The organism is Kitasatospora sp. NPDC023120 (assembly GCF_055560835.1).
This window is the reverse complement of sequence record NZ_JBVHHY010000003.1, coordinates 215692-240442: the sequence shown is the minus strand read 5'-3', so window position 1 is coordinate 240442 and position 24751 is coordinate 215692. Positions and strand designations below refer to the sequence as shown.

23 protein-coding genes and 3 pseudogenes are annotated in these 24751 nt (G+C 71.1%); 8 read left to right on the top strand and 18 right to left on the bottom strand.

Features of this window, described 5'->3' with window-relative positions; translation table 11 throughout:
• Positions 1-118 precede the first annotated feature (118 nt).
• Positions 119-946 (bottom strand): S1 family peptidase, encoded by an 828-nt coding sequence (locus ACZ3TI_RS05995; RefSeq protein ID WP_465723835.1) that lies wholly within the window; start codon positions 944-946, stop codon positions 119-121.
• Positions 947-1210: 264 nt separating this feature from the next.
• Positions 1211-1864: a TetR family transcriptional regulator gene (locus ACZ3TI_RS05990; RefSeq protein WP_465723833.1), complete on the bottom strand. Its 654-nt coding sequence runs from the start codon at positions 1862-1864 to the stop codon at positions 1211-1213.
• A gap of 118 nt (positions 1865-1982) precedes the next feature.
• Between ACZ3TI_RS05990 and ACZ3TI_RS05985 the strand changes: the two genes are divergently transcribed.
• The 3 genes from ACZ3TI_RS05985 to ACZ3TI_RS05975 all read left to right on the top strand — a co-directional run bounded on the left by ACZ3TI_RS05985 (position 1983) and on the right by ACZ3TI_RS05975 (position 3599).
• Positions 1983-2138 (top strand): hypothetical protein, encoded by a 156-nt coding sequence (locus ACZ3TI_RS05985; protein ID WP_465723831.1) that lies wholly within the window; start codon positions 1983-1985, stop codon positions 2136-2138.
• 56 nt (positions 2139-2194) lie between these two features.
• A complete protein-coding gene (locus ACZ3TI_RS05980) occupies positions 2195-2524 on the top strand; it encodes a hypothetical protein (RefSeq protein ID WP_465723829.1) in 330 nt (109 codons plus the stop codon).
• Between the two features lie 190 nt (positions 2525-2714).
• The gene (locus ACZ3TI_RS05975) at positions 2715-3599 is read left to right on the top strand and encodes a metallophosphoesterase family protein (protein WP_465723827.1); all 885 of its coding nucleotides are present in this window, start codon (positions 2715-2717) and stop codon (positions 3597-3599) included.
• A gap of 79 nt (positions 3600-3678) precedes the next feature.
• On the opposite strand, the gene ACZ3TI_RS05970 is transcribed toward ACZ3TI_RS05975, so the two are convergent.
• From ACZ3TI_RS05970 to ACZ3TI_RS05940, 7 genes and pseudogenes are all read right to left on the bottom strand, one after another.
• The gene (locus ACZ3TI_RS05970) at positions 3679-6252 is read right to left on the bottom strand and encodes an ABC transporter permease (RefSeq protein ID WP_465723825.1); all 2574 of its coding nucleotides are present in this window, start codon (positions 6250-6252) and stop codon (positions 3679-3681) included.
• Positions 6249-7004 (bottom strand): ABC transporter ATP-binding protein, encoded by a 756-nt coding sequence (locus tag ACZ3TI_RS05965; protein WP_465723823.1) that lies wholly within the window; start codon positions 7002-7004, stop codon positions 6249-6251. Before ACZ3TI_RS05965 ends, ACZ3TI_RS05970 begins: the two co-directional genes overlap by 4 nt.
• Positions 7001-7288: an SHOCT domain-containing protein gene (locus ACZ3TI_RS05960; protein WP_465723822.1), complete on the bottom strand. Its 288-nt coding sequence runs from the start codon at positions 7286-7288 to the stop codon at positions 7001-7003. The genes ACZ3TI_RS05965 and ACZ3TI_RS05960 overlap by 4 nt, the downstream gene beginning before the upstream one ends.
• Before the next feature lie 226 nt (positions 7289-7514).
• Positions 7515-8192, bottom strand: coding sequence for a response regulator (locus ACZ3TI_RS05955; protein WP_465723820.1), 678 nt, complete (start codon positions 8190-8192; stop codon positions 7515-7517).
• Positions 8189-9409 (bottom strand): sensor histidine kinase, encoded by a 1221-nt coding sequence (locus ACZ3TI_RS05950; protein WP_465723818.1) that lies wholly within the window; start codon positions 9407-9409, stop codon positions 8189-8191. Before ACZ3TI_RS05950 ends, ACZ3TI_RS05955 begins: the two co-directional genes overlap by 4 nt.
• Before the next feature lie 285 nt (positions 9410-9694).
• A complete protein-coding gene (locus ACZ3TI_RS05945; RefSeq protein ID WP_465724225.1) occupies positions 9695-12235 on the bottom strand; it encodes an ATP-dependent Clp protease ATP-binding subunit in 2541 nt (846 codons plus the stop codon).
• Between the two features lie 12 nt (positions 12236-12247).
• Positions 12248-12610, bottom strand: a pseudogene (locus ACZ3TI_RS05940) (DUF6002 family protein); the annotation flags it as partial.
• A gap of 35 nt (positions 12611-12645) precedes the next feature.
• Between ACZ3TI_RS05940 and ACZ3TI_RS05935 the strand changes: the two are divergent.
• From ACZ3TI_RS05935 to ACZ3TI_RS05925, 3 genes are all read left to right on the top strand, one after another.
• Positions 12646-13188, top strand: a complete 543-nt coding sequence (locus ACZ3TI_RS05935; protein ID WP_465723816.1) for an MFS transporter — start codon at positions 12646-12648, stop codon at positions 13186-13188.
• Between the two features lie 451 nt (positions 13189-13639).
• The gene (locus ACZ3TI_RS05930; RefSeq protein ID WP_465723814.1) at positions 13640-14086 is read left to right on the top strand and encodes a hypothetical protein; all 447 of its coding nucleotides are present in this window, start codon (positions 13640-13642) and stop codon (positions 14084-14086) included.
• An 88-nt stretch (positions 14087-14174) separates the two neighbouring features.
• A complete protein-coding gene (locus tag ACZ3TI_RS05925; RefSeq protein WP_465723812.1) occupies positions 14175-15215 on the top strand; it encodes a restriction endonuclease in 1041 nt (346 codons plus the stop codon).
• A 63-nt stretch (positions 15216-15278) separates the two neighbouring features.
• Here ACZ3TI_RS05925 and ACZ3TI_RS05920 read toward each other — a convergent pair whose 3' ends face one another.
• Together ACZ3TI_RS05920 and ACZ3TI_RS05915 are read right to left on the bottom strand one after the other, a co-directional pair.
• Positions 15279-15446 (bottom strand): hypothetical protein, encoded by a 168-nt coding sequence (locus tag ACZ3TI_RS05920; RefSeq protein WP_465723810.1) that lies wholly within the window; start codon positions 15444-15446, stop codon positions 15279-15281.
• Positions 15447-15770: 324 nt separating this feature from the next.
• A complete protein-coding gene (locus tag ACZ3TI_RS05915; RefSeq protein ID WP_465723808.1) occupies positions 15771-16388 on the bottom strand; it encodes a hypothetical protein in 618 nt (205 codons plus the stop codon).
• Between ACZ3TI_RS05915 and ACZ3TI_RS05910 the strand changes: the two genes are divergently transcribed.
• A complete protein-coding gene (locus ACZ3TI_RS05910; RefSeq protein ID WP_465723806.1) occupies positions 16387-16755 on the top strand; it encodes a profilin family protein in 369 nt (122 codons plus the stop codon). The two genes, ACZ3TI_RS05915 and ACZ3TI_RS05910, sit on opposite strands and share 2 nt — an antisense overlap.
• Positions 16756-16775: 20 nt before the next feature.
• On the opposite strand, the pseudogene ACZ3TI_RS05905 reads toward ACZ3TI_RS05910, so the two are convergent.
• From ACZ3TI_RS05905 to ACZ3TI_RS05890, 4 genes and pseudogenes are all read right to left on the bottom strand, one after another.
• Positions 16776-17004 (bottom strand): annotated as a pseudogene (locus ACZ3TI_RS05905) (hypothetical protein); the annotation flags it as partial.
• A 56-nt stretch (positions 17005-17060) separates the two neighbouring features.
• A pseudogene (locus ACZ3TI_RS05900) lies at positions 17061-17228 on the bottom strand (transposase); the annotation flags it as partial.
• Positions 17229-17403: 175 nt separating this feature from the next.
• Complete coding sequence (locus ACZ3TI_RS05895; protein WP_465723804.1) at positions 17404-18135, bottom strand: hypothetical protein; 732 nt, start codon at positions 18133-18135, stop codon at positions 17404-17406.
• Positions 18120-18551 carry a hypothetical protein gene (locus ACZ3TI_RS05890; RefSeq protein WP_465723802.1) on the bottom strand — a complete coding sequence of 144 codons (432 nt, stop codon included), beginning with the start codon at positions 18549-18551 and terminating at the stop codon, positions 18120-18122. The genes ACZ3TI_RS05895 and ACZ3TI_RS05890 overlap by 16 nt, the downstream gene beginning before the upstream one ends.
• Before the next feature lie 349 nt (positions 18552-18900).
• Here ACZ3TI_RS05890 and ACZ3TI_RS05885 point away from each other — a divergent pair, with 349 nt between their 5' ends.
• On the top strand, positions 18901-19659 hold the full coding sequence (locus ACZ3TI_RS05885) for a DUF4118 domain-containing protein (protein WP_465723800.1): 759 nt from the start codon (positions 18901-18903) through the stop codon (positions 19657-19659).
• Positions 19660-19704: 45 nt separating this feature from the next.
• Here the strand turns inward: ACZ3TI_RS05885 and ACZ3TI_RS05880 are convergent, their stop codons facing one another.
• The 3 genes from ACZ3TI_RS05880 to ACZ3TI_RS05870 all read right to left on the bottom strand — a co-directional run bounded on the left by ACZ3TI_RS05880 (position 19705) and on the right by ACZ3TI_RS05870 (position 24726).
• A complete protein-coding gene (locus ACZ3TI_RS05880) occupies positions 19705-21252 on the bottom strand; it encodes a hypothetical protein (RefSeq protein ID WP_465723798.1) in 1548 nt (515 codons plus the stop codon).
• 253 nt (positions 21253-21505) lie between these two features.
• Positions 21506-22180: a response regulator gene (locus tag ACZ3TI_RS05875; protein WP_465723796.1), complete on the bottom strand. Its 675-nt coding sequence runs from the start codon at positions 22178-22180 to the stop codon at positions 21506-21508.
• Positions 22177-24726, bottom strand: coding sequence for an ATP-binding protein (locus ACZ3TI_RS05870; protein ID WP_465723794.1), 2550 nt, complete (start codon positions 24724-24726; stop codon positions 22177-22179). The genes ACZ3TI_RS05875 and ACZ3TI_RS05870 overlap by 4 nt, the downstream gene beginning before the upstream one ends.
• Between the last annotated feature and the right edge of the window lie 25 nt (positions 24727-24751).

The window sequence follows — 24751 nt, the reverse complement described above, 5'->3', positions numbered from 1 at the left end:
TGCTGGTCACTGGGGTTGCACTGCCCTGCTGGTGGCTGGTGGCCGGTGGCCTGTGGCTGATGGCTGGCAGTCGGCGGGGTGCCCGGTTGCGGTGTCCGGCTGCGGTGTCCGGCTACGGCTACGGGCGGGGCAGCGTGCAGCCCGGGAGGGTGAGGTCGAACCGGTTGCCGGCGGCGAAGCAGGCCGGGATCCCGTACGTCTCCTGGGCGTAGCCGATGCCCGGGCGCACCGTCACGGTGCCGCTCTGGTCGACCTCGCAGGGGTTGTCCAGGGTGCAGCGCTCGCCGTTCTCGTTGATCGTGTTGTTGACCGCGACCACCTGGCCGGAGGAGGCGTCGACCACCGGCGAGCCGGAGGTGCCGCCGATCACGTCGCAGCCCGAGGTGTAGCGGACCGAGTCCTTGAAGGTCCAGTCGGCTTCCTTCAGCTGGTAGGCGAAGCCGTCGACCGAGCAGGAGTAGATCTTCTTCCAGTAACCGGAGACGACCTTGATCGAGGTGCCCTGGACGGGGTGGGTGGCGGCGACGGTCAGCGGGGCGATCCCGTACCGAGACTGGATCGAGGAGTAACTGGTGTTCAGCTGGTAGATCGACACGTCGGTGTCGGTCATCGCGCCGTAGACCACCTTGGTCGCGCGCAGGGTGGCGAGGCGCCCGCCGGTGGCGCTGAGCAGGGTGAAGGAACGGCTGGACGGCTGGTTGAGAACCACCTGGCCGGGGCCGGGCATGCCGCTCTCCAGGCAGTGGCCGTTGGAGAGCACCAGCGCCGGGTCGCTCGCGGCCGAGCCGGGCATCCGCACCAGCGAGCCGGAGCAGTTGCTGAGCGCGACCGTTCCGGCGAAGTTGACGGTGGCCGTGGGGGCGGCCTGGACCGGGGAGGCGCCGAGGAGGGTGGTGGCCCCGGCGGCCAGGAGCGTGGCGAGCATGCCTATGAGCGGCTTCTTCATGAGAGACCTCTCGGTGTGGGGGGTCCACGTGTGGGGGGTGCACCAAAGCTGTCGCGGACATGACCCACTGTCAAGAGTCAAAGCGAGACCCAGAAACCATCCCGATCGCAATGGCCGGTTACCGCCCCCGCCGGGGCCACCGAGCCGTCGGGGCGCGGAGGCCATCAAGCCGTCGGGGCGCGGAGGCTGCCGAGCCGTCGGGGCGCGGAGGCCGCGCGGGTGCACGGGGGCCGCGCCTGCGGCCGCGCAGGCGTGCGGGCGCCCCTACGCTCCCCGCTTCACCGGGTCAGCCCCCCCCTGCCAGTGCCGCCGGCCCAGGCTGATCAGGCGCAGCTGCAGGCGCGCGGTGGCCGCGATCCGCCGCTCCCGCTCCGGACCGGCCTCCTGCGCCTCCAGGAAGGCGGAGGCCGTCGACACCATGTGGTCCACGTACAGCTCGGCGAGCATCCGCAGGTCTTGCTCGCTCCACCCCCGCGACACCGGCTGCAACTCCAGCGCGGCCCCCACCTCGGCGGCGAAGCGGCCGAGTTCGGCGTCGATCGCCTCGCGCACCTGCCGGACCCCGCCGTGCCGCTCGCGCGCCAGGAAGCGGACGTGCGAGCGGTTCTCGCGGACGTGCCGCTCGATCACGTCCACGGCCCGGTCGATCAGCTCCTCGGCACCGCCGGCCTCGGCGAGCACCGAACGGATCATGACGTGCAGGCTGGCCAGCGACTCCTCGACCAGCGCGACCCCGAGCGCGGCGAGGTCCGGGAAGTGCCGGTAGAACGCGGCCGGGGAGAGGCCGGCCTCCCGGGTGACCTCACGGACGCCCAGGCTCGCCAGGTTCTGATCGGCCAGCAGGTGCAGCCCCGCGTCCAGCAACGCCCGCCGACTCTGCTGCTTCTGGGCCTGTCTGGCCCCTACGGTGTGACTCACGCCATTCAGTAAACAGTCGTTTGCCGAACTTGGCCAGCCGGGGTACAGTGATGCCGAAGTCAGTGAACACTTGTCAACCGAAACTGGGCTACCACAGCCGCAGCCGAAGGAGTCAGCCGTGATCCTGTTCTCCGCCCTGGTCGCCATGGCCGTCCTGATCGGTACCGCCGCGCACACCTCGCTCCCGGTCTTCCTCACCGCCTCCGCCGCCATCACCGCCTGGCTGCTCGCCTTCGGCGCCCGCGAGGGCATCGCCCGCCTGCGCCACCGCTGACCGGACGCTCCCCGGACCGTACCCGCGTCCACTCCCCAGAGAGGACCCGCACAGCCATGAGCACCATCACCACCCCCAGCACCCAGAACCCCGTCCGCCGGGACGCCGGCCTTCGGGACGTCAGTCTTCGGGACGTCAGCCCTCGGGAGACCGCCGAGGCCGACAACCTGGCCATCGCCTCCTTCCTCCTCGGCCTCCCGGGCCTGCTGCTCTTCAACATCGTCCTGGGCCCGATCGCCATCACCCTCGCCACCCTGGCCCTGGTCCGCGGTACCAGCCGCCGCGGACGTGCCGTCCTCGGCCTGGTGCTCGGCATCACCTCGCTGGCGATCCTCGCCGTCACCACCGCCACCTCCCACGGTGTGCTCATGGACTTCAGCTCCTGAGCCGACCTCAACTCCCCGGCGACGCCGGACGGGGCGGGCGACGGCGGTCGCGCAGGTGCCGCCCGTCGAGGCAGGCACGGCCGACGAGGGCAGACACCTCCGTCGAACATCTGATCCCGTCAACCCGCCCCGCTCCCCCGGCCCGCCACGTAGGGTGGCCACATCGGCCGGGCGACCTCAGGGGGCAGGAGTGACTACGGAGAACCGCAGCGACGCACAGCCGGCGCGGCCCGCCCCGACGGGCGGACGGCTGCTCGCGGTGAGCGATCTGCACATCTCCTACCAGGAGAACCGCGACCTGGTGGAGAAGCTGCAGCCCACCCATCCCGACGACTGGCTGCTCGTCGCCGGTGACGTCGCCGAGCTCACCACCAGCATCGAGTGGGCCCTCGGCCTCCTCGCCGAGCGCTTCGCCCGGGTGGTGTGGGTGCCCGGCAACCACGAGCTGTGGACCCACCCCGAGGACCCGGTGCAGCTGCGCGGCGTGGCCCGCTACGAGCACCTGGTGGAGCTCTGCCGCAGGCTCGGCGTGGTGACCCCCGAGGACCCCTACCCGGTCTGGCAGGGCGCGGACGGACCGGTCCGCATCGTCCCGCTGTTCCTCCTCTACGACTACTCCTTCCGTGCACCGGGCACGACCACCAAGGAGGAGTCCCTGGCGGTCGCCTACGAGAGCGGCATCGTCTGCGCGGACGAGCGGATGCTCCACCCGGACCCGTTCCCGGACCGCGACTCCTGGTGCCGCGAGCGCGTCCGGCTGACCGAGGAACGGCTGGCGGCCTGCGACCCGGACGTCCCGCTCGTCTTCGTCAACCACTACCCGCTGGTCCGCCACCCCACCGAGATCCTCTGGTACCCCGAGTTCGCCCAGTGGTGCGGCACCGAGCTGACCGCCGACTGGCACCGCCGCTTCAACACCGCGGCGATGATCTACGGCCACCTGCACATCCCCCGCAGGACCAGCTACGACGGCGTGCCCTTCGAGGAGGTCTCGCTGGGCTACCCGCGCGAGTGGCGCCGGCGCGGCCTGCCGGACCCGCTGCTGCGCGAGGTGTTCCCCCAGGCCTCGGGCTGACCCTGCGAACCACCGCCTCCCTGGGCCCACGCTCCTCCTACGCCATCCCTACTCCTCCGCCTGTGCTCCTCCGTCCCTCCTACTCCGTCGCGATCGCCCGCAGCACGTCCAGCCGCGCCGCCCGGCCCGCCGGGCGCAGGCCCGCCACCGCTCCCGCCAGCAGCCCGGCCGTCAGGACCACGGCCAGCTGCGCGGGCGGTATCGCGAACGACCCCGTCCCGGCGCTGTCCGAGGCTCGCACCAGGGCCCAGCCGAGGAAGGCCCCGAGCCCCAGCCCGCCGACCGTCCCGAACGCCGCCACCAGCACCGACTCCCAGCGCACCATGCCGCGCAACTGAGCCCTGGTCTGGCCGACCGCCCGCAGCAGCCCCAGCTCCCTGGTCCGCTCGTGCACCGCCAGCGTCAGCGTGTTGGCGATGCCCAGCAACGCGATCAGCACCGCCAGCGCCAGCAGCGCGTAGACCACCGAGAGCATCATGTCGACGCCGGAGGCCGCACTCTCGGCGTACCCCGCCCGGTCCTGCACCTGCGGACTACCGAAGGGGACCAGCGCCTTCTCGACCGCCGCCTTGCCGGCGCCTGGCGAGACGCCGTCGCGCAGCCCGACCGCGACCATGGTGTCGGCGTCCTGCCCCCGGTGCGGGGCCCAGGCCTGCCTGGTCATCAGGTAGTCCCCGGCCAGCCCGCCGCCCTCGTAGAGCGCGCGGATGGTGAACGGTCCGCTCGCGCCGTCGGTGAAGCCCACGGTGACGGCCTGTCCGAGCTGCCAGCCGTGCTGCTGCGCCTCGCTGCGGGAGACCGCCAGCCCGTCGGTGCCGAGAGCGTCCAGTGAGCCGTCGACCCGGCCGAGGTCGACGATCCCGGGCAGTCGGGCCGGGTCGGTGACGTCCAACGTCCGCCCGTGCCCTTCGATCCGGGCGACGCCCCGCCCGAGCCCGACGGTCTGCCGCACCTCGGGCAGACCGGCCAGGGCGTCCGCCACCTTGGGGCTGATCCCGCTGCCGCCCGCGCCGAACGAGGAGGTGGTGACGGCGAGATCGCCCGCGAAGGACTTGCTCACCGTGTCGTCCAGGGTGGCCTTGATCGAGGCGCCGAAGACGGTGAACAGCGTGACCACCGCGACCCCGATCATCAGCGCGCTCGCCGTGGCCGCCGTCCGGCGCGGGTTGCGGGCCGCGTTGCGCCGGGCCAGTACCCCGGAGACCCCGCGCAGCCTCGGCAGCGGCGCCCCCAGCGTCCGGACCGCGGAGGCTGCCGCGACCGGCCCGAGCACCACCGTGCCCGCCAGGACCGCCAGCGCCCCGACCGCGGTCACCAGCACGGACGGGCCGTCGGTCGCGCCGAGGACGGCCACCGGCACGCCCCCGGCGAGCAGCAGCCCGCCGAGCGCCACCCGGACGGTGCCGGACCGCCCCTGCGCGGCCCGGTCGACGCCGGTGTCCCGCAGGGCCGCCAGTGGAGCCGTCCGCCCGGCCCGGACCGCCGGGAGCAGCGCCGAGCCCACCGCGACCAGCGTCCCGACCAGCAGCGGCAGGAGGACGGCGGCCGCGCTGATCACCATGCCGCCGGTCGGCAGGGCGAAGCCGAGCGCCGAGAACAGCGCCTTGAGACCGGTCGCCACCCCGATCCCGCCCAGCAGTCCGCCGAGCGAGGCGAGCAGGCCCACCGCCAGCGCTTCCGCGAGCGTCGCCCCGAGCACCTGGCCGCGCACCGCGCCGAGCGCCCGCAGCAGCGCGTTCTCCCGGCTCCGCTGGGCGACCACGATGGCGAAGGTGTTGTGGATGGTGAACGTCGCCACCAGCAGCGCGATCCCGGCGAAGACCAGCAGCAGCGTGGTGAACATGGTCAGGAACCGCCCGGACACCAGCTGGGTGGACTCCTGGGTGGCCGCCGTACCGGTGATCGCCTGGACGCCGGAGGGCAGTTGCGGGGCGACCCGGTCGACCAGCTCCCGCTGGGAGACCCCGCCCGCCGCGCGGACCTGGATCGTGCTGGCCTGCCCGGCGCCCTTGGGCGTGAGGTAACGCTCGGCGTCCGCGAACGTCATCGCGGTGAAGGTGCTCGGCCCCATGCCGTCCGCACTCGCCCCGAAGGTGGCGATGCCGACGACGGTGACCGGCACCGGATCGGGGGTGCGCAGCACGGTGGTCGAGCCGAGGTGCAGGCCGCCCGTCTTCGCCGCGCCCCGGTTCACCACGACCTCGCCCGGGGCGGCCGGCGCCCGGCCCTCGGCCAGCCGGTACGGGTTGAGCCGGCCGTCGGCGAGCCAGTTGCCCGCCAGGGTGGGCGGGCCCTGACCGCCGATCGGTTTGCCGTCGCTGCCGATGAGTTGGCCGGCGCCCTGGACGGACGGTTCGGCGGCCGCCACCCCCGGGATCGCGTGCAGCCGGTCGGCGAGCGCCGCCTCCACCGGCGCCCGCACCCCGCCCGCCGTGCCCGGGGAGTCCAGGACGTCGGCGCTGCGGACCACGACGTCGGTGCCGGCGTTGGCATCGGCGAAGAGGGTGTCGAAGTTGGCGCGCAGGGTGTCGCCCAGCACCATCGTGCCGGTCAGGAAGCTCACCCCGAGCAGGATGGACAGCAGGGTGCCGGCCAGTCGCCGCTTGTGGGCGCGCAGCGAGCGCAGGCTGAGCCGGAGCGTGACAGCGTTCATGACCGCCCCCGTTCGAAGGCCTTCATCCGGTCCAGCACCAGCCCGGCGCTGGGCCGCTCCATCCGGTCGACGAGCCGCCCGTCGGCGAGGAAGAGCGCCTCGTCGGCCCAGCCGGCGGCCGTCGGGTCGTGGGTGACCATGACCACCGCCTGCCCCATCTCGTCCACCGCCCGGCGCAGCAGGCCGAGCACCTCGCCGCCGCTGCGGGAGTCGAGGTTGCCGGTGGGCTCGTCGGCGAAGACCACCTGCGGCCGCCCGGCCAGCGCCCTGGCCACCGCGACCCGCTGCTGCTGGCCGCCGGAGAGCTCGCTCGGGCGGTGCTGCAGCCGGTCGCCGAGGCCGATGACGTCGATCAGTGCCTCCAGCCAGGCCTGGTCGGGGGCGGCCCCGGCCAGGTCGAGCGGGAGGGTGATGTTCTCCCGGACGGTGAGCGTGGGCACCAGGTTGAAGGCCTGGAACACGAAGCCGATCCGCTCCCGGCGCAGCAGCGTGAGCCGCCGGTCGCTGAGCGAGCCGAGCTCGGTGTCGCCGATCCAGGCGCTGCCGGCGGTGAGCGTGTCCAGCCCCGCCGCGCAGTGCATCAGGGTGGACTTGCCCGAGCCGGAGGGCCCCATGATCGCGGTGAAGCGCCCGGCCGAGAACTCCACCGTGACGTGGTCCAGCGCCCGGACCTCGGTGCCGCCGACGCCGTGGATCTTCACGGCGTCGACGACCCGCGCGGCGGTGCCGCGTACGACGTCGAGGGTGGTCACGCGGCGCCACCTCCCCGGGCGTCGTCCCGGTGCGGCTCGCTGAGCACGGCCCGCTTGGCGCGGTACTCCTCGGCGTCGATGTCGCCCTCCGCGTAGCGGCGGCCCAGGACGGCCAGCGGGTGCTCCGCGGCGGGTCCGGCGCCGTACCCGAAGCCGCAGCCGCGCCGCCGCCAGACCGTGCGGCGCAGCACCACGATCACCAGGAACACCACGGCGATCCAGACCAGGGGGACCAGCAGGATCCACGGCCCGGGGCCGTGCCAGTCGGCCAGCTGCGTGTACATGGTCGTTCATCTCCTCGGCGGTGGGCCTCCAGGACCTCGGGTGGTTCCCGAGGTGCCTAGAGCGTCCCGCCGAGGGGTCTCATCACGCGTCCTACCAGCAGCGGCAGTTGGGATACTCCCGGGAGAGTACGGACCGCCCGTGACACGCCGGGCAGGGAGTAGGCCCCGGCTCGGAGCACCCCGGCCCGGATGTCCCGCCCCGGATGCCCCGCCGGATGCCCCGCGCTCAGCCCAGCCAGCCCGGCCGCACCAGCCCCGACTCGTAGGCCAGCACCACCAGTTGCGCCCGGTCCCGCGCGCCGAGCTTCACCATCGCCCGGCTGACGTGCGTCTTCGCCGTCAGCGGGCTGACCACCAGCCGCCGGGCGATCTCCTCGTTGGACAGCCCCATCCCGACCAGCGCCAGCACCTCGCGCTCCCGCTCGGTCAGCATCGAGATGTCCGAGAGCCCCTCCGGCGCGGCCTCGGGCGCTTTCGACCGGGCGGCGAACTCGCCGATCAGCCGCCTGGTCACTCCCGGCGACAGCAGCGCGTCCCCGGCGACCGCGACCCGGATCGCCCGCAGCAGGTCGGCCGGTTCGGTGTCCTTGACCAGGAAGCCCGCCGCCCCCGAGCGCAGCGCCTCGAAGACGTACTCGTCCAGCTCGAAGGTGGTCAGCACGACCACCCGTACGGAGGACAGCGCCGGTTCCTCGGCGATCCTCCTGGTCGCCTCCAGCCCGTCCATCCGCGGCATCCGGATGTCCATCAGCACGACGTCCGGCACGAGTTCGCGGGCGAGCTGCAGCGCCGCCTCCCCGTCGTCCGCCTCGCCGACCACCGTGAGGTCGTCCTGCAGGTCCAGCAGGGCCCGGAAGCCCGCCCTGACCAGCAGTTGGTCATCCGCCAGCAGTACCCGAATCACTCGCTCTCCGCCTTCGGTGTCGGCAGCTCCGCCCGGACCCGGAAGCCGCCGCCGGGCAGCGGCCCCGCCGTGATGGTGCCACCGAACGCGGCGGCGCGTTCCCGCATCCCCACCAGCCCGCTGCCGGAGCCGCCGGCGTCGGCGAGCACGGCCGGCCCCGGGTCCTCGATCCGGACCACCAGGAGGGACGGGTCCCGCCAGTCCAGCACCACGACCGCCTGCCGGGCCGCCGAGTGCCGGATGACGTTGGTGAGCGCCTCCTGGACGATCCGGAAGGCGGTGAGGTCGACGGTCGCGGACAGCGCACGGCGCTCGCCGCGCTCCTGCACCTCGGCCTCCAGGCCCACCCGGTCGGCCTGCTCGGTGAGTTCGTCCAGCCGGTCCAGCCCCGGGGCCGGACCGCGCGGCGCCGCCCCGGGCCCGCGCAGCGTCGCGAGCACCTGCCGGACCTCGCCGAGCGCCTCCTTGCTGGTCGACTTGATGGTGACCAGCGCGGTGCGGGCCTCCTCCGGCCGCCGGTCGAGCAGCGCGAGCGCGACCCCGGCCTGGATGTTGATCAGCGACAGGCTGTGCGCCAGGATGTCGTGCAACTCCCGGGCCATCCTGAGCCGTTCCTCGTTGGCCCGGCGCTCCTCCAGCTGCTGCCGGTAGGCCTGGTGGGCGGCCATCCGCTCGCGTCGGAAGCGGACGATCTCGGCGATCGCCATCACCAGTAGCAGCCAGGCCAGCAGGCCGAGTTCCTCCTGCCAGGCGACGCCGTGCGAGGGTGCGCGCTGCCAGTTCTCCGGCAGGACGAAGGTCACCAGCACGTGCACCAGGTACACCCCGGCCAGGCCGGCCCAGGCGGCCCGGCGGTGCCCGGCGCCGATCGCCACGCTGCAGGCGACCAGCCAGCTCAGGAACACCGGCCCGTACGGGTACCCGGCGGCCAGGTACGCCGCGGTGGCCACCGAGGTGCCGGCCACCACCGCGACCGGACGCCGCCTGCGCAGCACCAGCAGGGCCGGCCCGAGCAGCAGCAGGACGTAAGCGAACGCGTCCAGCGGGGCCCGCCCGGGCTGGTTGTGCGCGGCGACGGTCGAGCCGGCCACCTGGACCACCGCGGCGCCGGCCGCCAGCCCCACCGGCAGGCGCGCGTGCACCCACGGCGGGCGCCACGGCTCGGGCGGCTCGGGCGGTTCCGGCTGCTCGGGCCGGGGCGCCGGTGACGGGGACATGGGCGGCATCATGCCCAGAACGCTAAACCCGCGGTCCGCCCCGGCGCGTCCTCCACCAGTGGCGTTCGGGCGTACTCCCGCTGGAGTACGCCCGAACCCGGTCCTGCTTCCCTCAGCGCTCCACGGCGGCAACGGTCCGCAACGGTCCGCGACGGCAGCGGTCCGCGACGGCAGCGCTCCACGGCGGCAACGGTCCGCAACGGTCCGCGACGGCAGCGGTCCGCGACGGCAGCGGTCCACGGCGGCAACGGTCCGCGACGGCAGCGGCCTCAGCGCTCCCCGGCCTCAGCCCTCCGCGGCAGCCGCAGCGTCGGCAGCCTTCTCCTCCGCCTCCTCGAAGGTCGCCGACCCGCCCGGCCGTGCCGACGTCACCACCAGCTCGCCGTCGCTCACGTCCGCGATCAGCGTGTCCCCCTCTCGCGCGGACCCGTCCAGCAGCAGGTTGGAGATCCGGTTGTCCAGCTCCCGCTGGATCGTCCGGCGCAGCGGTCGGGCCCCGAACTCCGGCTGGTACCCGCGGTTGACCAGGTACTCCTTGGCGGCCTCGGTGACCTCCAGGCCGACGTCCTGGGCCCGCAGCCGACGCCGGGTGCGCTCCAGCAGCAGGTCCACCACCGACAGCAGGTCCTTCCGGGTCAGCGCGTGGAAGACGATCACCTCGTCGATCCGGTTGAGGAACTCCGGCCGGAAGTGCTGCCGCAGGTCGCGCATCAGGTCGTCCCGGATCTCCTCCACGTTCCCGGAGTGGGCCAGGATCCGCTGCGAGCCGATGTTGCTGGTCATGATCACCACGGTGTTGCGGAAATCGACCGTACGCCCCTGGGAGTCGGTCAGCCGCCCGTCGTCCAACACCTGGAGCAGCAGGTTGAAGACGTCCGGGTGCGCCTTCTCCACCTCGTCGAAGAGCAGCACGCTGTACGGCTTGCGGCGCACCGCCTCGGTCAGCTGCCCGGCCTCGTCGTAGCCGACGTACCCGGGCGGGGAGCCGACCAGCCGGGAGACGGTGTGCTTCTCCTGGAACTCGCTCATGTCGAAGCGGATCATCCGGTCCGGGTCGCCGAACAGCAGCGCCGCCAGCGCCTTCGCCAGCTCCGTCTTGCCGACGCCGGTCGGGCCGAGGAACAGGAAGGAGCCGGTCGGCCGCTCCGGATCGCCCATCCCGGCCCGGCCGCGGCGCACCGCCTGGGCGACCGCGGTGACCGCCTCCTCCTGCCCGATCACCTTCTCGTGCAGGTGCTCCTCCAGCTTGAGCAGCCGCTCCTTCTCGGTCGCGTTCAGCTCCGCGACCGGGATGCCGGTCCGGGAGGACAGCACCTGCGCGATGTCGTCGGCCGTCACGTCGACGACCTCCTCGCGGGACTCGGCGAGCGCCGCCAGCTCCTCCTCGGTCTGCCGCAGCTCGGTCTTCAGGTTGGCGGCCCGGACGAACTCCTCGTCCGCGACGGCCTCCTCCAACTCCCGCTTCAGCTTGGTGATCCGGTCCTGCACCCCGGTCGCCTCGGTGGACCCGCTCAGGCTGCGCAGCCGCACCCGCGCCCCGGCCTGGTCCAGCAGGTCGATCGCCTTGTCGGGCAGGAAGCGGTCGCTGACGTACCGGTCGGAGAGCGTCGCCGCCGCGACCAGCGCCCCGTCGGTGAACCGCACCTGGTGGTGCGCCTCGTAGGCGTCGCGCAGCCCCCGCAGGATCTCGATCGTCTCCGCGACGCTCGGCTCGGGCACCAGCACCGGCTGGAAGCGGCGCTCCAGCGCGGCGTCCTTCTCCACGTGCTTGCGGTACTCGTCCAGCGTGGTCGCGCCGACCACGCTCAACTCACCGCGTGCGAGCGCCGGTTTGAGGATGTTGCCGGCGTCCATCGAGCCCTCGCCGCCACCGCCCGCGCCGACCACGGTGTGCAGCTCGTCCAGGAAGAGGATCACGCTCTTCTCGGCCGCCGTGACCTCGTCGATCACGCTCTTCAGCCGCTCCTCGAACTCGCCCCGATACTTGGAGCCGGCCACCAGCGCGGTCAGGTCGAGGGTGACGACCCGCTTCTCCCGGAGGCTCCGCGGCACGTCCCCGGAGACGATCCGCTGGGCCAGCCCCTCGACGATCGCAGTCTTGCCGACGCCCGGCTCACCGATCAGCACCGGGTTGTTCTTCGTCCGCCGGGAGAGGATCTCGACGGTCTGCTCGATCTCCTCGGCCCGCCCGACCACCGGGTCCAGCCGGCCCGAGCGCGCCTCCTCGGTGAGGTCGCGCCCGTACTCGTCCAGCGTCGGCGTCTCGCTCGGGTACGCGCCCGTGCTGCTGCGCTCACCGCCGGTGCCGCGCTCCTCCAGCACCGACTTCAGCGCCTCCTGCGAGGGCGCCGCATTGCGCAGCGCCACGCCAGCCCCCGACCGCTCCTGGTCCAGCAGCGCGCCGAGGATGTGCTCCGGGCCGATGTACGAGGCGCCGACCGCCTGCGAACGGGCGTGCGCCGCGAGCAGGGCGCGCTTGGCCGAGGGGGTGAGCGTCGGCTGCCCGTCCACCGCGTCGGTGCCGCCGGACGGCAGGGCGTGCTCCAGGTCGCCGGACAGCCGGTCCGGATCGATGCCCGCCCTCTCCAGCATCCGCCGCGAAGGCTCCACCCGGGTGGCCGCCCAGGCCAGGTGCGCGGTGTCCAGGTCGCTGGAACCGTCCTCGGACGCGCGCCGCGCCGCGAGCGCCAGCAGCTCCTGGGAGGACTCGCTGAGCAGCCGCCCGATCGGCACCCGCTGCACGGCGGGCGGAGAGGCCATCGGGCTCATCCCGAAGAACCGGCTGAGCAGGTCGGAGAACGGATCGTTCGACCCGAACGGGGGCATGGTCACGGCGTTTCACCTCTCCCAAGCGGTTTGCAGCCACACAAACACAGGCCGCACGACCCCGCCTGTCGAGCCGGGCGGAGCCGGCCGGAGCCGTGGCGCCCCCGCCACCGGCCCGCCACCGTGCTTCGATCGAGGCCCCGATGCTGGTACTCCGAGGCCGGGCCCGCGGCGTTGACGTGCGGGGGGTCGCCGGCCATCAGATCTGGTGGCGTACGGGAAGCGGGGGTCCTCGTCCTGGACGAACAGGCCGGGCCGGTCGTCGTGCCGGTAGGCGGGCAGGAGCTCCCGGTCCGTGCCGCCGCGGTGGAGGCTCAGCACCATGTCCGGGGTGCCGAGGTGCTGGACCAGGAAGTAGTGGGGCTCCGACAGCTCCTTGCGCCGGGACTCGGATGTGCCTGGAAACTCCCATGACTTCGTCCATTTCGGAGGTCGACGGTCTCGACGAGGGACTTCGACCGCTGCGCCGCGAGCGCACTTTTCGGCTCTTCTGGCTTTCTCGCGTCCTGTCCGGGGCCGGGTCGGCCGTCGCGTACGTCGCCATGCCGGTCCTGGTGTACGAGAAGACGGGCTCACCCCTGCTGGTGTCCTTCGTGGCGGCCGACGAGGCCATGCCGTACGTCTTCTTCGGGTTGCTGGCCGGAGCGCTCGCCGACCGGCTGGACCGGCGCCGCATCATGGTGGCCGCCGACCTCGCGAACAGCGTCTGCCTGGCGAGCGTCCCGCTGGCGGCAGCCACCCATTCGCTGACCGCGGCCCACATCGTGGCCATGGCCTTCCTGTCGTCGACGCTCTACGTCTTCTTCAACGCGGCCGGGTACGGCGTGGTGGCCGCCGTGGTGGGGCGGCACCGCCTGGCCCAGGCCAACAGCCTGATCTGGGGCGCGGAAACCACGGTACGGATCGTCGGAACGGCCATGGCGGGCCTGCTCATCGGCGCACGCAGCCTGTGACGGTCAGCCAGTTTGCCTGGCGGGCCAGGACGGGCTGACATCAGCCGTTGCTGTCAGTTGTTGCAGTCAAAAGGCCCGCAGCGTGATCGCTGCGGGCCTTTTGCGCTGGTGGGCGCGGACGGTTTCGAACCGCCGACATCTGCTTTGTAAGTTTTCCCCGGGCAAGCCTCTGACCTGCGGAAACGCCGATTAATTGGCCTCTGACCTGCGAGAATGCCTCTCTCGGGCTCTCGCGATTTCTCCGCGTTTCTCGGCCTCATGTGTGCCGATTCCGTGCTGTGAGGTGGTCCACCGGTCTTCCGCCGCCGCCGACTACCTCGCTGCTCGGCCGCTCAACGGCCCTCCAAGTATCGCAGGCCCACCGCCCCCTCGCGGGCACCGAACAGGGCTGGAGATCGCTGCGAACCTACGGGTGGCAGCGCCCCCTCACCCACCCCAACCATCACGGAACGTGACCAAGGAGCTGACCTTGCACATCGACACCATCACCCCTCAGCGGTTCGACGAACTGATCTCGGACTCGACCATTCCTGTCGCTCACCGCGCCTTGTGGGTGCTGCTCTCAGAGGTCGAGTTCAACCTCACGGACTTCCTTTCTCTCGACGTCCGGGACGCGATCGGCAGCACGTTGTCCGCCGCTGGCGCTTCGAAGACTGGGCTGACGGAGATGCTCATCCCGGAGAGTGCCTCGGTCCTACTCCGGGAGACCATCGGCGACCGCATGGAGGGCGCCATCTTCACAGAAGGAGGGAAGGCCATGTCCCGAGAGGCAGCGGTCCGGGCAGCACGCCAGTACGCCGGGTGCTCGATACACGCCTTCCGGAATTCTTGGCTTCCCTCGAAGCGGCCAGCTCTCGGGGCTGATACTGGGAAGCTTCCGCCTTCGTCCCAGATCTGAGAACTCGCGGCCTTGGCGAAGCCGAGTCGGCCGGGAAGCGCAGCGCACTTGACTCTGGCCTGTCGGCGGCAGTCTGTACCATTCGCCGGTGATTATTCAGAACAGCGTTCTCCCTGCTCAGAGCCGCAAAAGCGGCCCCACACTCCGCCCGGACTCCGTGCGGCCCATCCGCTATCGCGACGCGGACCTGAGGGAGAGGATTGGCGCCTTGGTCGGTCACGCCAGCGACGACACGCTGTTGGCAGGGTTTCTGTGGATCTCCGAGGGCCAGGCCGGCCGGGAGGCGCTTGAGAGCATGGATCTGTGGACGGAGTGGCTCGATTCGGCGATTCAGACCTGCCTGGATTGGCTCACCGAGGAACGTCAGCTCTCGGCGGTCGCCGAGTGTGCCGTTCAGGAGATCGACCATCTTCGAAGAGCGGACATGCGCGTGTACTCCGACGCCCTGACGACGGTGCGCTCCGCGAAGGCCGCAGCCCAGCACGCCTTCGCGGAGTTGCGCGACCAGTTCGGCGCCGACCCCATCACGGAGTTCAGGGCAGGTACCGGCCGTGAATCGCTGGCAGATCTCATATTCGCCGAGTGGGAGCGCGCCTTCCGAGCCGGCCGGGAGGCCGAAGCCCGTTGGCGAGTCAGCGAGCAGAAGTTCCGCCGGTTGAAGACTCTCGCCCGGCGCCGTCATGAATTCGCCTCCGGCCCCGACAGCTACCCTGCCGACGCCCTCGCTCGACTCAACGGGACCACGATCGAGCAGTTGACAGCACAGTTGCTGAATCGCGATGGACTGACGGTCGTCCGTGAGGCTGGCGGAGCAGGTGACCAAGGTGCCGATGTGATCGCCGAGACATCGGACGGACGCCGTCTCGTCTTCCAGTGCAAGTATCGTCAGCGCGGGGCTGTCGGCCCGAAGATCATCTATGAGACCAACGGCACCGCCCGCCAGATCCACGGGGCCGACGTGGCAGTCGTAATCACCAATGCCGTGTTCACGGCGCAGGCTGCCGCCGATGCCCGCAGTCAGGGCATCTACCTGATCGACGGACATGGGCTACGCTGCTGGGCCACATGGGGTGACAGCATCTACGACGTACTGACCATCCCCACCCCGGAAGCGCCGATCCTAAGCTGACCACGGAGCCCTGACAGAGCAGAGCACAGGCGGCCGTTGTCCGTCCCCTCGGGAACTGACACCTCAGAGCTCGCCCTCATCACCCTGGTCGACGTCGTTCAGCGTCTCGCCGAACCGCTCCAGTGCCTCCTGCGGCCCGCAGCCGAGGGCGCGGCCGATGTACTCCCAGGTCATCAGATTGCTGCGGGCCTTGCGGCCGGCCAGCAGCGCGGTCGAACCGGGCGGCCGCACGGACGGCGGCGTACGGGCGGCTCTCCGTCAGGTCGCAGATCCGGTTCACCAGCGCCGCGACCAGTTCCTCAACCTCGCGCGGCACCACATCTTCGCTCAGGTCTACGTGCCCACCTGGGCCGGCAACGACACCAACCACTGTCCCCACGGCAACGTCATCGACGCCAGCGGGCGATAGATCACCGAATCACCGAGAACCACCGCGGCGGGTCGTGAGCTGACCGTGGTGAGGTGTCCGGACGGCGGTTCCCTTCACCATTGACCAGCCTCCACCCGCCGCCCGGCCGGGCGGACAGGTTACCGTCCGGCCCGCGGCAGCACTCCTCAGCCGTGGACCGAAATCCCGCCACCGTTCTGGTGGACCACCGGGTACCAATCGAGCACCGGGCAGTTCATGGTCAGGAGCGTCTCCAAGCCGTCCAGCCCATGCGCGCGCAGACGGTCGTCGATGTCCTCCTGCAGGTAGAAGTCGCCCTGGAGCGCATCGCAGTGGATACAGCCGTTGGACAGGTAGCGGCCCATGACGCTGCTGTACCGGATCTTGACCGTCCCGGCGAGGTCCGCCCTGCCGCCTCGATGCAAGAGCTTCTGAATCAGCGCCAGCGTGATCTCGTCTCCCGTGTGCAGAGTGTCGAAACCACGGGCTGGCTCTTGCGGGTAGAGCCCGACCAGACACGTCGTATCCCCGTGGCACTTCCAGCACTCACGGGTCAGCCCGAGCACCCGCAAGGTCAGGAACGTCGCGGTCAGCGGCGGCCTCACCTTCGGCAGGTGCCGTTCGAGGTCGGCCGGGTCAAAGTCCTCCGACTCCCACAGCTGGGCGAAGCCATGGCAGACCAGGCACTGCACTGCCCAGGCGCCTTCGGCCTTGCGAAGGCGCCCACCGCGTTCGAAGACCCACACCGAGCACGTCACGCAGCGGTCTGCGTATCGGTTTTGCATGCTCCCCGCCTCGTCGTCCCGCCGCCAACCCACAATTGACCCGTCCGTGTCCAGCCGACACGGTACCCGGCGCCTCCCCAGCAGCCGAGTGGGCCCAGGACAAATCCGAACCTGGTGGGCGCTCCGGGTCGCGCGTCCAGCACGCCGCAACGACGGGTTCCGCCTGACTGGGACCAAGTACAACATTCCGCGAGTGGACGCCTCGGAATCGTTCATCGCTGGCAGTGCCGGGGGCGCGGAGAACGTCGCGGTCGTGGCGGGGACCGGTCAGACCGTCCTCGTCGGCGTCGGCAAGATGGCGAAGTCGGCGGAGACCGCCGCCGCGGTGGACGGTCTCGCCCAGCAGCTGAGGGATCAGGACGGCTGAGCCCTGCCACCGCTTCCCGCTCATTCGCCGCCGGCGGTATCCGGCACACGCAACGGCCGCATCCCCTCGGGCGGCCCAGGCAGCTGGAAGGAGCAGCGGCCGAGCATGTTGAAGTGGTGCCGGACGAACGGTGAGAGCCGGGCCACGTCCTGCTCACCGGACCGCGAAGCCGCCGGCGCGCAGTCGGTTGAGGACCAGGCCGAGCACGCCGATCTGGTCCTCAACGCCCTCGTGGTAGTTCTGGTAGAGCGGAAGTAGGTCAGCAGCGAGGGGTCGAACGCGGTGTCGTGCAGCCCAAGCCCACACGCCGCCTTCCACCGCAGGTCGCACTGCAGCTCCCGCACGGTCTCGAAGTCGGACAGCCCGTACAGGCTCTGCAGCACTACCGTCGCGGCCAGCACCTGCGGCGGCATCGAGGGCCGCCCGTTGGTCGAGGGATACATGTCCACGAACATCGACTTCGGGAACAGCACCTCGCGGTGCTCGGCCAGGAACGCGATCACACTCCCAGCCGGGATCAGCTCCCGGCAGGTCTCCCACACATCCTCGCCGACGCTCTCCCCGCCCCGATCCCCCCCCTGCGTAACACAATACTGGCCCCACTTCACCCCCAGAGCGGGGCCAGAACCCGTGATTTTCAGGAGCGTTCTAGTCGGAGTCGTCCGTCTGCTCCGTCTCTGGGGCCGGAGTGTCGGATGGCGCGGGTACAACAGTGAAACCCTCCCAGTCGGTAATTAGGGGAAGGCATTCCCTCAGATCCCGCAGGACAACGGCGACTGCCAGAGCGGTGGCGAGGACTCTCCCGGTCGTGCCGAACAAATCTGCCATCGCCGAGCAGAGGGCGAGCACGAAGACCGCATATCCGACTGCCCCTGCGATCTCCCGTCCCATCAGCGTGACCTGCCTTCCTACCGCCCGAAACAGCAGTGGGCCGACAAGCAGGGAAAGCGAAGCGGCGAACAAGAGGTTTCGAGTAATGGGCGAGAGCTCAGTGACCGGGAACGTCGCTGCCGTTGAGAACACCACAGTCCACGCCGCGAGAGCGATCGCGCCGCTGATCATCAGTGCATCCTGCGCGTGCTGGGCTGCGGTGACGAACCGCTCATGCCGCTTAGGTAGCTGGGCAGGGGCGCCGGGCCACACCTGGGCGCTGAGGGCCTGAGTCGCCCGCTTGAGCGCACCGGAAGGCCCTTCCTTAGTCGCTCGCTTGAACGCGGGTAGTCCTGCCTTTTTGCTATTGGCAAGGAACACGACGTAGTACGCGGCGAACCAGATGATGCGCGGCACCACGACGAGTCCGACCGCACAGTAGAGAATGACGTCGACCCACCCAGGACCGGGGTGACACCCGGAGACAACGATTCCTACGGGTTCGTGCACGGGGGCAGCGCCTGACAATCGGGAGGGATGCATGAGAACCGGTTGTGACGGCAGTAACCACCTGCGAACCCTTGGAGACGGATGAATCCGGCTACTTCTTGAAGTTGCCCCAGAGATACTCTGCCGGCCTCTAGATCGCCGAGCCCCAACTGTGCCGACAGGAGCCCCGACAGTGCGCGGACGTGTTCAACCTGCCAGGGGATCTCTGGACTTGTCTCACTGGCCTGCTCGTCCTGCCACGCGGCCTCCGCACCAGCTACCTCGCGCGCCTGAGGCATTGACGAAAATGCCTCATTGATCAGCTGTATTGCCCCTTTGCTCTGCGCAAGCGCCTGCTCGTACGAACCCTGATAAATCAGTTCCGCGACCTGCATAAGCAGCAGACGCACGTGTCCAAATTGCCTGCCGTCCGTCATGAGCCAGCCTCCTTCTCCCCCGTCATCCCTCTCGACGAACATGCGTCAACCCCAGAGGAGGATCAACTACCGACCCGGTCCCGACAGCGGAATCATCCCGATGGCTGGCGCGGCTATCAGGCGAGCGCGCCCCCGCCCACCAGTGTGTTCTCGCCGAAGGCCCAGCCGCCGTCCGCCATCTGCCGGCCTATTAGGTAGTGGCACATGCGGCCTCGGCAATGGCACTTCTTCGAGGTCTATTAAGGACCTGGAGCGCGTCAAGTCCGGACGTATGGAAGGCGTTAACACCTGTTGCTGCCGGTTGCGTCATCATGCGTGGTGTTCTACACCGGTGTCCGGAGGAGGTGCGATGATGCGCCGTTTCGTGGCTCGTGGTCCTGTTTCGCTGGTGGTGGCGGCGGTTGTTCCGCTGGTGCTGAGTGTGGTGCTGCTGCCGTTCCGCGGTGATCTGGCGAACACCAATGTCGCGCTGATCCTGGTGGTGGGGGTGGTCGCGGTGGCGGCGCTGGGGCACCGGCCGGCGGGGGCGGTGGCCGCGTTGAGTGCGGCGCTGTGGTTCGACTTCTTCTTCACCCGTCCGTACGAGCAGGTGACCATCAGCAATTCGGCGGACATCACGACGGCCGTGCTGCTGCTGGCGGTGGGGCTCGCGGTCTCGCAGCTGGCGGCCCGGGCACGCCGTTTCGAGGTGATCGCGGTCACCGACGCGGGCTATCTGGACCGGCTGCACGAGACGGCGGTGCGGGCGCGTTCGGCGAACTCCGCCGTCGCGGTGGTCGACCACGTGCGCGACGAGCTGATCGAACTGCTCGGCCTGCGGGCCTGCCGGTTCGAGTTCGGCTCGCTGCTGGGCCGCCCGCCGCGTCTGGAACACGACGGTTCCATCGTGGTCGGACGCAGGGAGTGGGACGTGGAGCGGCTGGGTCTTCCGCAGGAGGAGGTCGAGCTGCGGGTGTTCAGCAGCGGCCGGTATGTCGGCCGGTTCATGATGGAGCCCGGGCCCGGTGGCGCTGTGCCGTCGCGGCAGGCCCGTCTGGTCGCCGTGACGCTCGCCGACCAGGCCGGCGTCGCGTTGGACGCCTTCCACCGGCCGTCGAAGGTGGCCTGAGCCGCACGGGGCGGCCCAGGCCGGTCGCGCGCGTGCTCCGGCGGGTCAGCGGTACTCGCGCAGGCGCGGCCGTACGCCCAGTGCGGTGGCGGCGAGCAGGGCGGCGAGGACGAGGCCGCCGGCTGCTGCGGTCGTGGTGTCGAGGTCGTCGTCGGCGTCGTTGACGGCTTGGGAGAGTGCGTCCTTGTTGATGGCGAGGACGCTGTCGAGGGCGTCGCTGAGCTGGTTGAAGTCGGCGTTGGACTGGCCGGGGGCGATGCCGGTGTTGAAGGTGACCGCTTCCTTGAGGTGGCCCTGGTCGCGCATCGCGCGGGTCTTGCGGTCGTCGAGCTGGTACTGCTGGAAGGTCGTCAGCACCCGCTCGGCGGCGTCCTGCTCGCCGTGGAAGGTGATGTTGCGCAGTTCGGTGCCGAGGAAGCCGTCGAAGGGCACCGCGCTGTGGTCGGCGTGGTGGGCGTCGGCGGCGGCGCGCAGGCGGGCGTCGTAGGTGGTGATGGTGGCGCCGTCGACGCGGACGATGGCCTGGCTCTTGTCGAGGAAGGTCTGCTCGTAGGCGGCGGCGCGGGTCGGGTCGGTGAGGTAGCGGCTCTCGTCGGCGTTCATGTCGTAGGCGACGGCGCGGGCGCGGCTGAGGGCGATGACGGAGTCGTAGGAGTTGCTCTTGGCGACGACCAGGTGGTCCTCGGCGCGGGAGTCGAGGACCAGGCCGCTGATCAGGGCGACGGCGGTCAGCAGGGTCGCGGCGGCGAGCGGCACGTTGATCAGGCGGCGGAAGCGGACGGTCAGGGTGCGCTGCAGGGCGGCGAGCGCGCCCAGGGTGAGCAGGCCGGTGGCCAGGATCCACCACCAGCCGGCGTCGAGGTCGCCTCGTCGGCCGGTGTAGAGGTGTTCGACGGTGGCGTCGTTCGCGGCGATCACCTGGTCGGCGGCGGGCAGCAGCTGCTGGCGCAGCAGGTCGGTGGCCTGCCGGTAGGCGTCCAGCGCCTCTGCGGAGGGCTTGCCGGCGGGTGCGTGGGCCTGGTCCTCCAGCAGCTGGGTGCGGGCGACCAGTGCCTCGTAGCGGCCGAGCTGGTTGATGACGGTCTGGACCGCCTTCTGCCCGGCCGGGTCGTCGGCGGTGGCCTCGGCGGCGCGCTGGAGGCTGGTGTCGGCCTCGGTGCGGCGCTGCTCGTAGGTCTCCAGGGTCTGTCGGTGCAGCGTCGTGTAGTCGGGGTCGGCGCCGAGCAGGAGCAGGTTCGCGGCCTGGGCGTCCATGTCGTTGAGCGCGAAGTACAGGTCGGCCGAGCGGACGGCCTGCGGGGCGGCCTGGTGGCCGATGGTGTCGATGTCCTGGCGGGCGCCGCCGAGCACCGTTGCCGCGACCGCCGCGAAGATCACGCCAGTGGCCAGGGCGGCGGCTGCGAGCGCGCGTATCAGGCGGGGGGTGTTCCACCAGATGCGGCCGAGCCACTCGGGGGCGCGCCGACTGCCGGCGGCCCGGGAGGCCCGGGGGTGGGGGACGCGCGATGCGGACGCCGCCTCGGCCGTACCGGGGCTTGTCGCCTCCGGCGCGGTTGCATTGCCCGGTACGGTCGTTCTGCCGGCTGCGCCCATCGACGCGTCCCCTTCCCCCCACGGGTGGCCGCCGGAGCGCGGCTCTCGCTTTCCACCATCGAGTGCCCTGGAGCTCCGGCGCGGCTTCGCGCGCTTTCCCCACGAAAGCGTGCGGAACCGTTTCCTCGCAGGTGACGCTATGCCCCTCAAGGTGCCGTTCGGCGTTTTCCTGACGGACCCCTAACGCGGGCCGTGGTGGCCTTGACGTCTCATTAGCGCTGTCTCACTAGCTGCCGTCCGATCTCTGTCGAGGTCAGGGTTCGTAGCGGTAGCCCATGCCGGCTTCGGTGATCAGGTGGCGGGGGTGGGCGGGGTCGGGTTCGAGTTTGCGGCGCAGGGCTGCCAGGTAGACGCGCAGGTAGTTGCGCTGCTTCTCCGCGCTCGGGCCCCAGACCTCGCGCAGGATCTGCGGGCCGGGGACGAGGCGGTGGGGGTTGGCGAGCAGCAGGGCGAGGATCTTCCACTCGGTGGGGGTGAGCCGTACGTGCCCCTGCGGTCCGGTGACGGTGGCGGCGCTGAGGTCGATCTCCAGGTCGCCGATCCTGGGGTTGGTGATCTGTTCGACCTGGGGTGGGCGGCGTAGGACGGCGCGCAGGCGGGCGAACAGCTCGTCGATGTTGAACGGTTTGGTGATGTAGTCGTCGGCGCCTGCGTCGAGGGCGCGGATCTTCTCGTCGGCGGACTCGCGGCCGGAGAGGACGATGATCGGCACGTCGAGGGTGGAGCGCAGGCCGCGGATGATGTCCACGCCGTCGAAGTCCGGCAGGCCCAGGTCGAGGAGGACGGCGTCGGGTGTTTCGCGGCCGGCCAGGTCGAGTGCTTTCTGGCCGGTGCTGGCGGTGAGGACGGTGTAGTTGCGGGCGCGGAAGTTGATCCGCAGGGTGCGAAGGAGCTGGGGCTCGTCGTCGACGAGGAGGACACGGCTCACTGGTCGCCTTCCTTCGGGTCTGCGGGGGTGTCGTCGGGGGCGGCCGGGAGGGTGAGGAGCATGGTGGTGCCGCCGCCGGGGGTGTCCTCGACTTCCAGGTGGCCGCCCATGGCTTCGGCGAGGCCGCGGGAGAGGGCGAGGCCCAGGCCGACGCCGGTGGTGTTGTCGGTGTCGCCGAGGCGTTGGAAGGGCAGGAAGACCCGGTCGCGGTCCTCGGGGGCGATGCCGGGGCCGCGGTCGACGACGCGGATCTCGACCTGCTCGTTGTGGTGGCTGGCGGTGACTAGGACGGGCGCGCCGGGGGCGTTGTGGCGCAGCGCGTTGGCGATGAGGTTGGCGAGGACGCGCTCCAGCAGCGGCGGGTCGGCGAGGACAGGCGGGGCGGTGTCGAGGTCGAGCGGCTGGACGGGGGCGGCCGGGTCGGCGAGGGAGTCCATGGCTTGGATGAGTGCGTCGTCGAGCCGGACGGTGTCGAGGTGGAGGGTGAGGGCGCCGGCCTGCAGGCGGCTCATGTCGAGGAGGTTGTCGACCAGGGCGGTGAGCTTGAGCAGTGATTCGTTGGCCAGGGTGAGGAGTTCGTCGCGGTCGTCGTGGGAGAACTCGACGTCGGGGCTCAGGAGCGAGCCGACCGCGGCGAGTGCGGTGGCGAGCGGGGTGCGCAGGTCGTGGCTGACGGCGGCGAGCAGGGCGGTGCGCATCCGGTCGGCGGCCTTGATCGGTTCGATCTCGGCGGCGGTGGCCGCGAGCCGGTCGCGTTCCAGGGCTGCGGTGATGTGGGCGGTGAAGGCGGTCAGCACGCGCTGGTCGGCGGCGGGGAGCCTGCGGCCGGTCAGGATCAGCAGCGCATCGGGGCCGGCGGGCAGTTCGGTGACGGCTTGGTCGGCGGCCGGCTCGCTGTCGGAGTCGCTGCGGGCGATGGCGGTGCCGGCGCGGTCGAGGAGGGCGACGCAGTCCATGCCGAAGGCGGTGCGGGTCTTGTCCAGCAGGGCGGGCAGGGCGTCGGCGCCGCGCAGCACGCTGCCAGCCAGGGTGGAGAGGGTCTCGGCCTCGGCGGTGGCGCGGGCGGCGCGGGTGGTGAGGCGGGCGGCGTGATCGACCACGGTGGAGACGGTGAGCGCGACGACCGTGAAAACCATCAGGGCGATGAGGTTGTTGGTCTCGCCGATGGTGAACGTGTGGACAGGCGGGATGAAGTAGTAGTTCAGCAGCAGCGAGGCCGTCAGGGAGGCCAGCAGCGCCGAGGCGGCCCCGCCGAGCAGGGCGACGCCGACGACGCCGAGCTGGAAGATCAGGGCGACGGTCGTCAGGTTGAGTCCCTTGTCAAGCTGGGACAGCAGCATCGTCAGCAGCGCCGGCACCACCAGGCCCGCGGCGAAACCCGCCACCGTACGACGCTTGGAGTGGCGGCGGCCGAGGGCGGGCAGCTTGCCGCGGCCGGTGAACTCGTGGGTGACCATGTGGACGTCGATGTCCTCGGAGGCGTCCACGGTGGTCTCGCCGATGCCGGGGCCGGTGAGGAAGCGGTTGATCCGGCCGCGGCGGCTGGTGCCGAGCACGAGCTGGGTGGCGTGGTGGGCGCGGGCGAAGGCGAGCAGCGCAGTCGGCACGTCATCACCGACGACCACGTGATAGGTGCCGCCGAGGGTTTCGACCAGCTGCCGTTGTTCGGCGAGCGCTCCAGGGGAGGCGCCGGCGAGGCCGTCGCTGCGGCTGACGTGGACGGCCAGGAGGTCGCCGCCGGCGGTGCGGTCGGCGATCCTCGCGGCGCGCCGGATGATCGTCTCGCCTTCGGGGCCGCCGGTCAGGGCGACGACGACGCGTTCGCGGGTCTCCCAGACGCGGTCGATGTTGTGGCTGTTGCGGTAGTCGCGCAGGCCCTCGTCGACCCGGCCTGCAACCCAGAGCAGGGCGAGCTCGCGAAGCGCGGTGAGGTTGCCGACGCGGAAGTAGTTGGAGAGCGCGGCGTCGACCTTCTCGGCCTGGTAGACGTTGCCGTGGGCCATGCGGCGGCGCAGCGCCTGCGGGGCCATGTCGACGAGTTCGATCTGGTCGGCGCGGCGGACCACGTCGTCGGGGACGGTCTCGCGTTGGGGGATGCCGGTGATCTTCTGGACGACGTCGTTCAGTGATTCCAGGTGCTGGATGTTGACGGTGGTGATGACGTCGATGCCGGCATCGAGCAGGTCGTCGATGTCCTGCCAGCGCTTGGCGTGGCGGCCGCCGGGGATGTTGGTGTGGGCGAGCTCGTCGACCAGGACGACGGACGGGCGGCGGGCGAGGATCGCATCCAGGTCCATCTCCTCGAACTCGGCGTCCCGGTAGGAGCGGTGGATGCGGGGGACGACCTCCAGCCCGTCGAGGATCTTTGCGGTGTGCCGGCGCCCGTGGGTCTCGATGAACCCGACCACGACGTCCGCCCCCCGCTCGCGTCGGCGGTGGGCCTCGTCCAGCATCCGGTAGGTCTTGCCGACCCCCGGCGCGGAACCGAGATAGACCCTCAGCCGGCCTCGGCGGTGAACGATGCCGGAGGTGAGGTCGCGGGACATGGTTGCTGCTTTCTCCCATCGGTGG

Coding starts and splice junctions, on each gene's coding strand:
- ACZ3TI_RS05945 (WP_465724225.1), bottom strand. CDS start 12,235: ATGCCCCCGTTCGGGTCGAACGATCCGTTCTCCGACCTGCTCAGCCGG.
- ACZ3TI_RS05915 (WP_465723808.1), bottom strand. CDS start 16,388: ATGCAAAACCGATACGCAGACCGCTGCGTGACGTGCTCGGTGTGGGTC.
- ACZ3TI_RS05910 (WP_465723806.1), top strand. CDS start 16,387: ATGCTCCCCGCCTCGTCGTCCCGCCGCCAACCCACAATTGACCCGTCC.
- ACZ3TI_RS05880 (WP_465723798.1), bottom strand. CDS start 21,252: ATGGGCGCAGCCGGCAGAACGACCGTACCGGGCAATGCAACCGCGCCG.
- ACZ3TI_RS05980 (WP_465723829.1), top strand. CDS start 2,195: ATGAGCACCATCACCACCCCCAGCACCCAGAACCCCGTCCGCCGGGAC.
- ACZ3TI_RS05970 (WP_465723825.1), bottom strand. CDS start 6,252: ATGAACGCTGTCACGCTCCGGCTCAGCCTGCGCTCGCTGCGCGCCCAC.
- ACZ3TI_RS05890 (WP_465723802.1), bottom strand. CDS start 18,551: ATGACGGACGGCAGGCAATTTGGACACGTGCGTCTGCTGCTTATGCAG.
- ACZ3TI_RS05870 (WP_465723794.1), bottom strand. CDS start 24,726: ATGTCCCGCGACCTCACCTCCGGCATCGTTCACCGCCGAGGCCGGCTG.
- ACZ3TI_RS05995 (WP_465723835.1), bottom strand. CDS start 946: ATGAAGAAGCCGCTCATAGGCATGCTCGCCACGCTCCTGGCCGCCGGG.
- ACZ3TI_RS05960 (WP_465723822.1), bottom strand. CDS start 7,288: ATGTACACGCAGCTGGCCGACTGGCACGGCCCCGGGCCGTGGATCCTG.
- ACZ3TI_RS05950 (WP_465723818.1), bottom strand. CDS start 9,409: ATGTCCCCGTCACCGGCGCCCCGGCCCGAGCAGCCGGAACCGCCCGAG.
- ACZ3TI_RS05935 (WP_465723816.1), top strand. CDS start 12,646: ATGACTTCGTCCATTTCGGAGGTCGACGGTCTCGACGAGGGACTTCGA.
- ACZ3TI_RS05885 (WP_465723800.1), top strand. CDS start 18,901: ATGATGCGCCGTTTCGTGGCTCGTGGTCCTGTTTCGCTGGTGGTGGCG.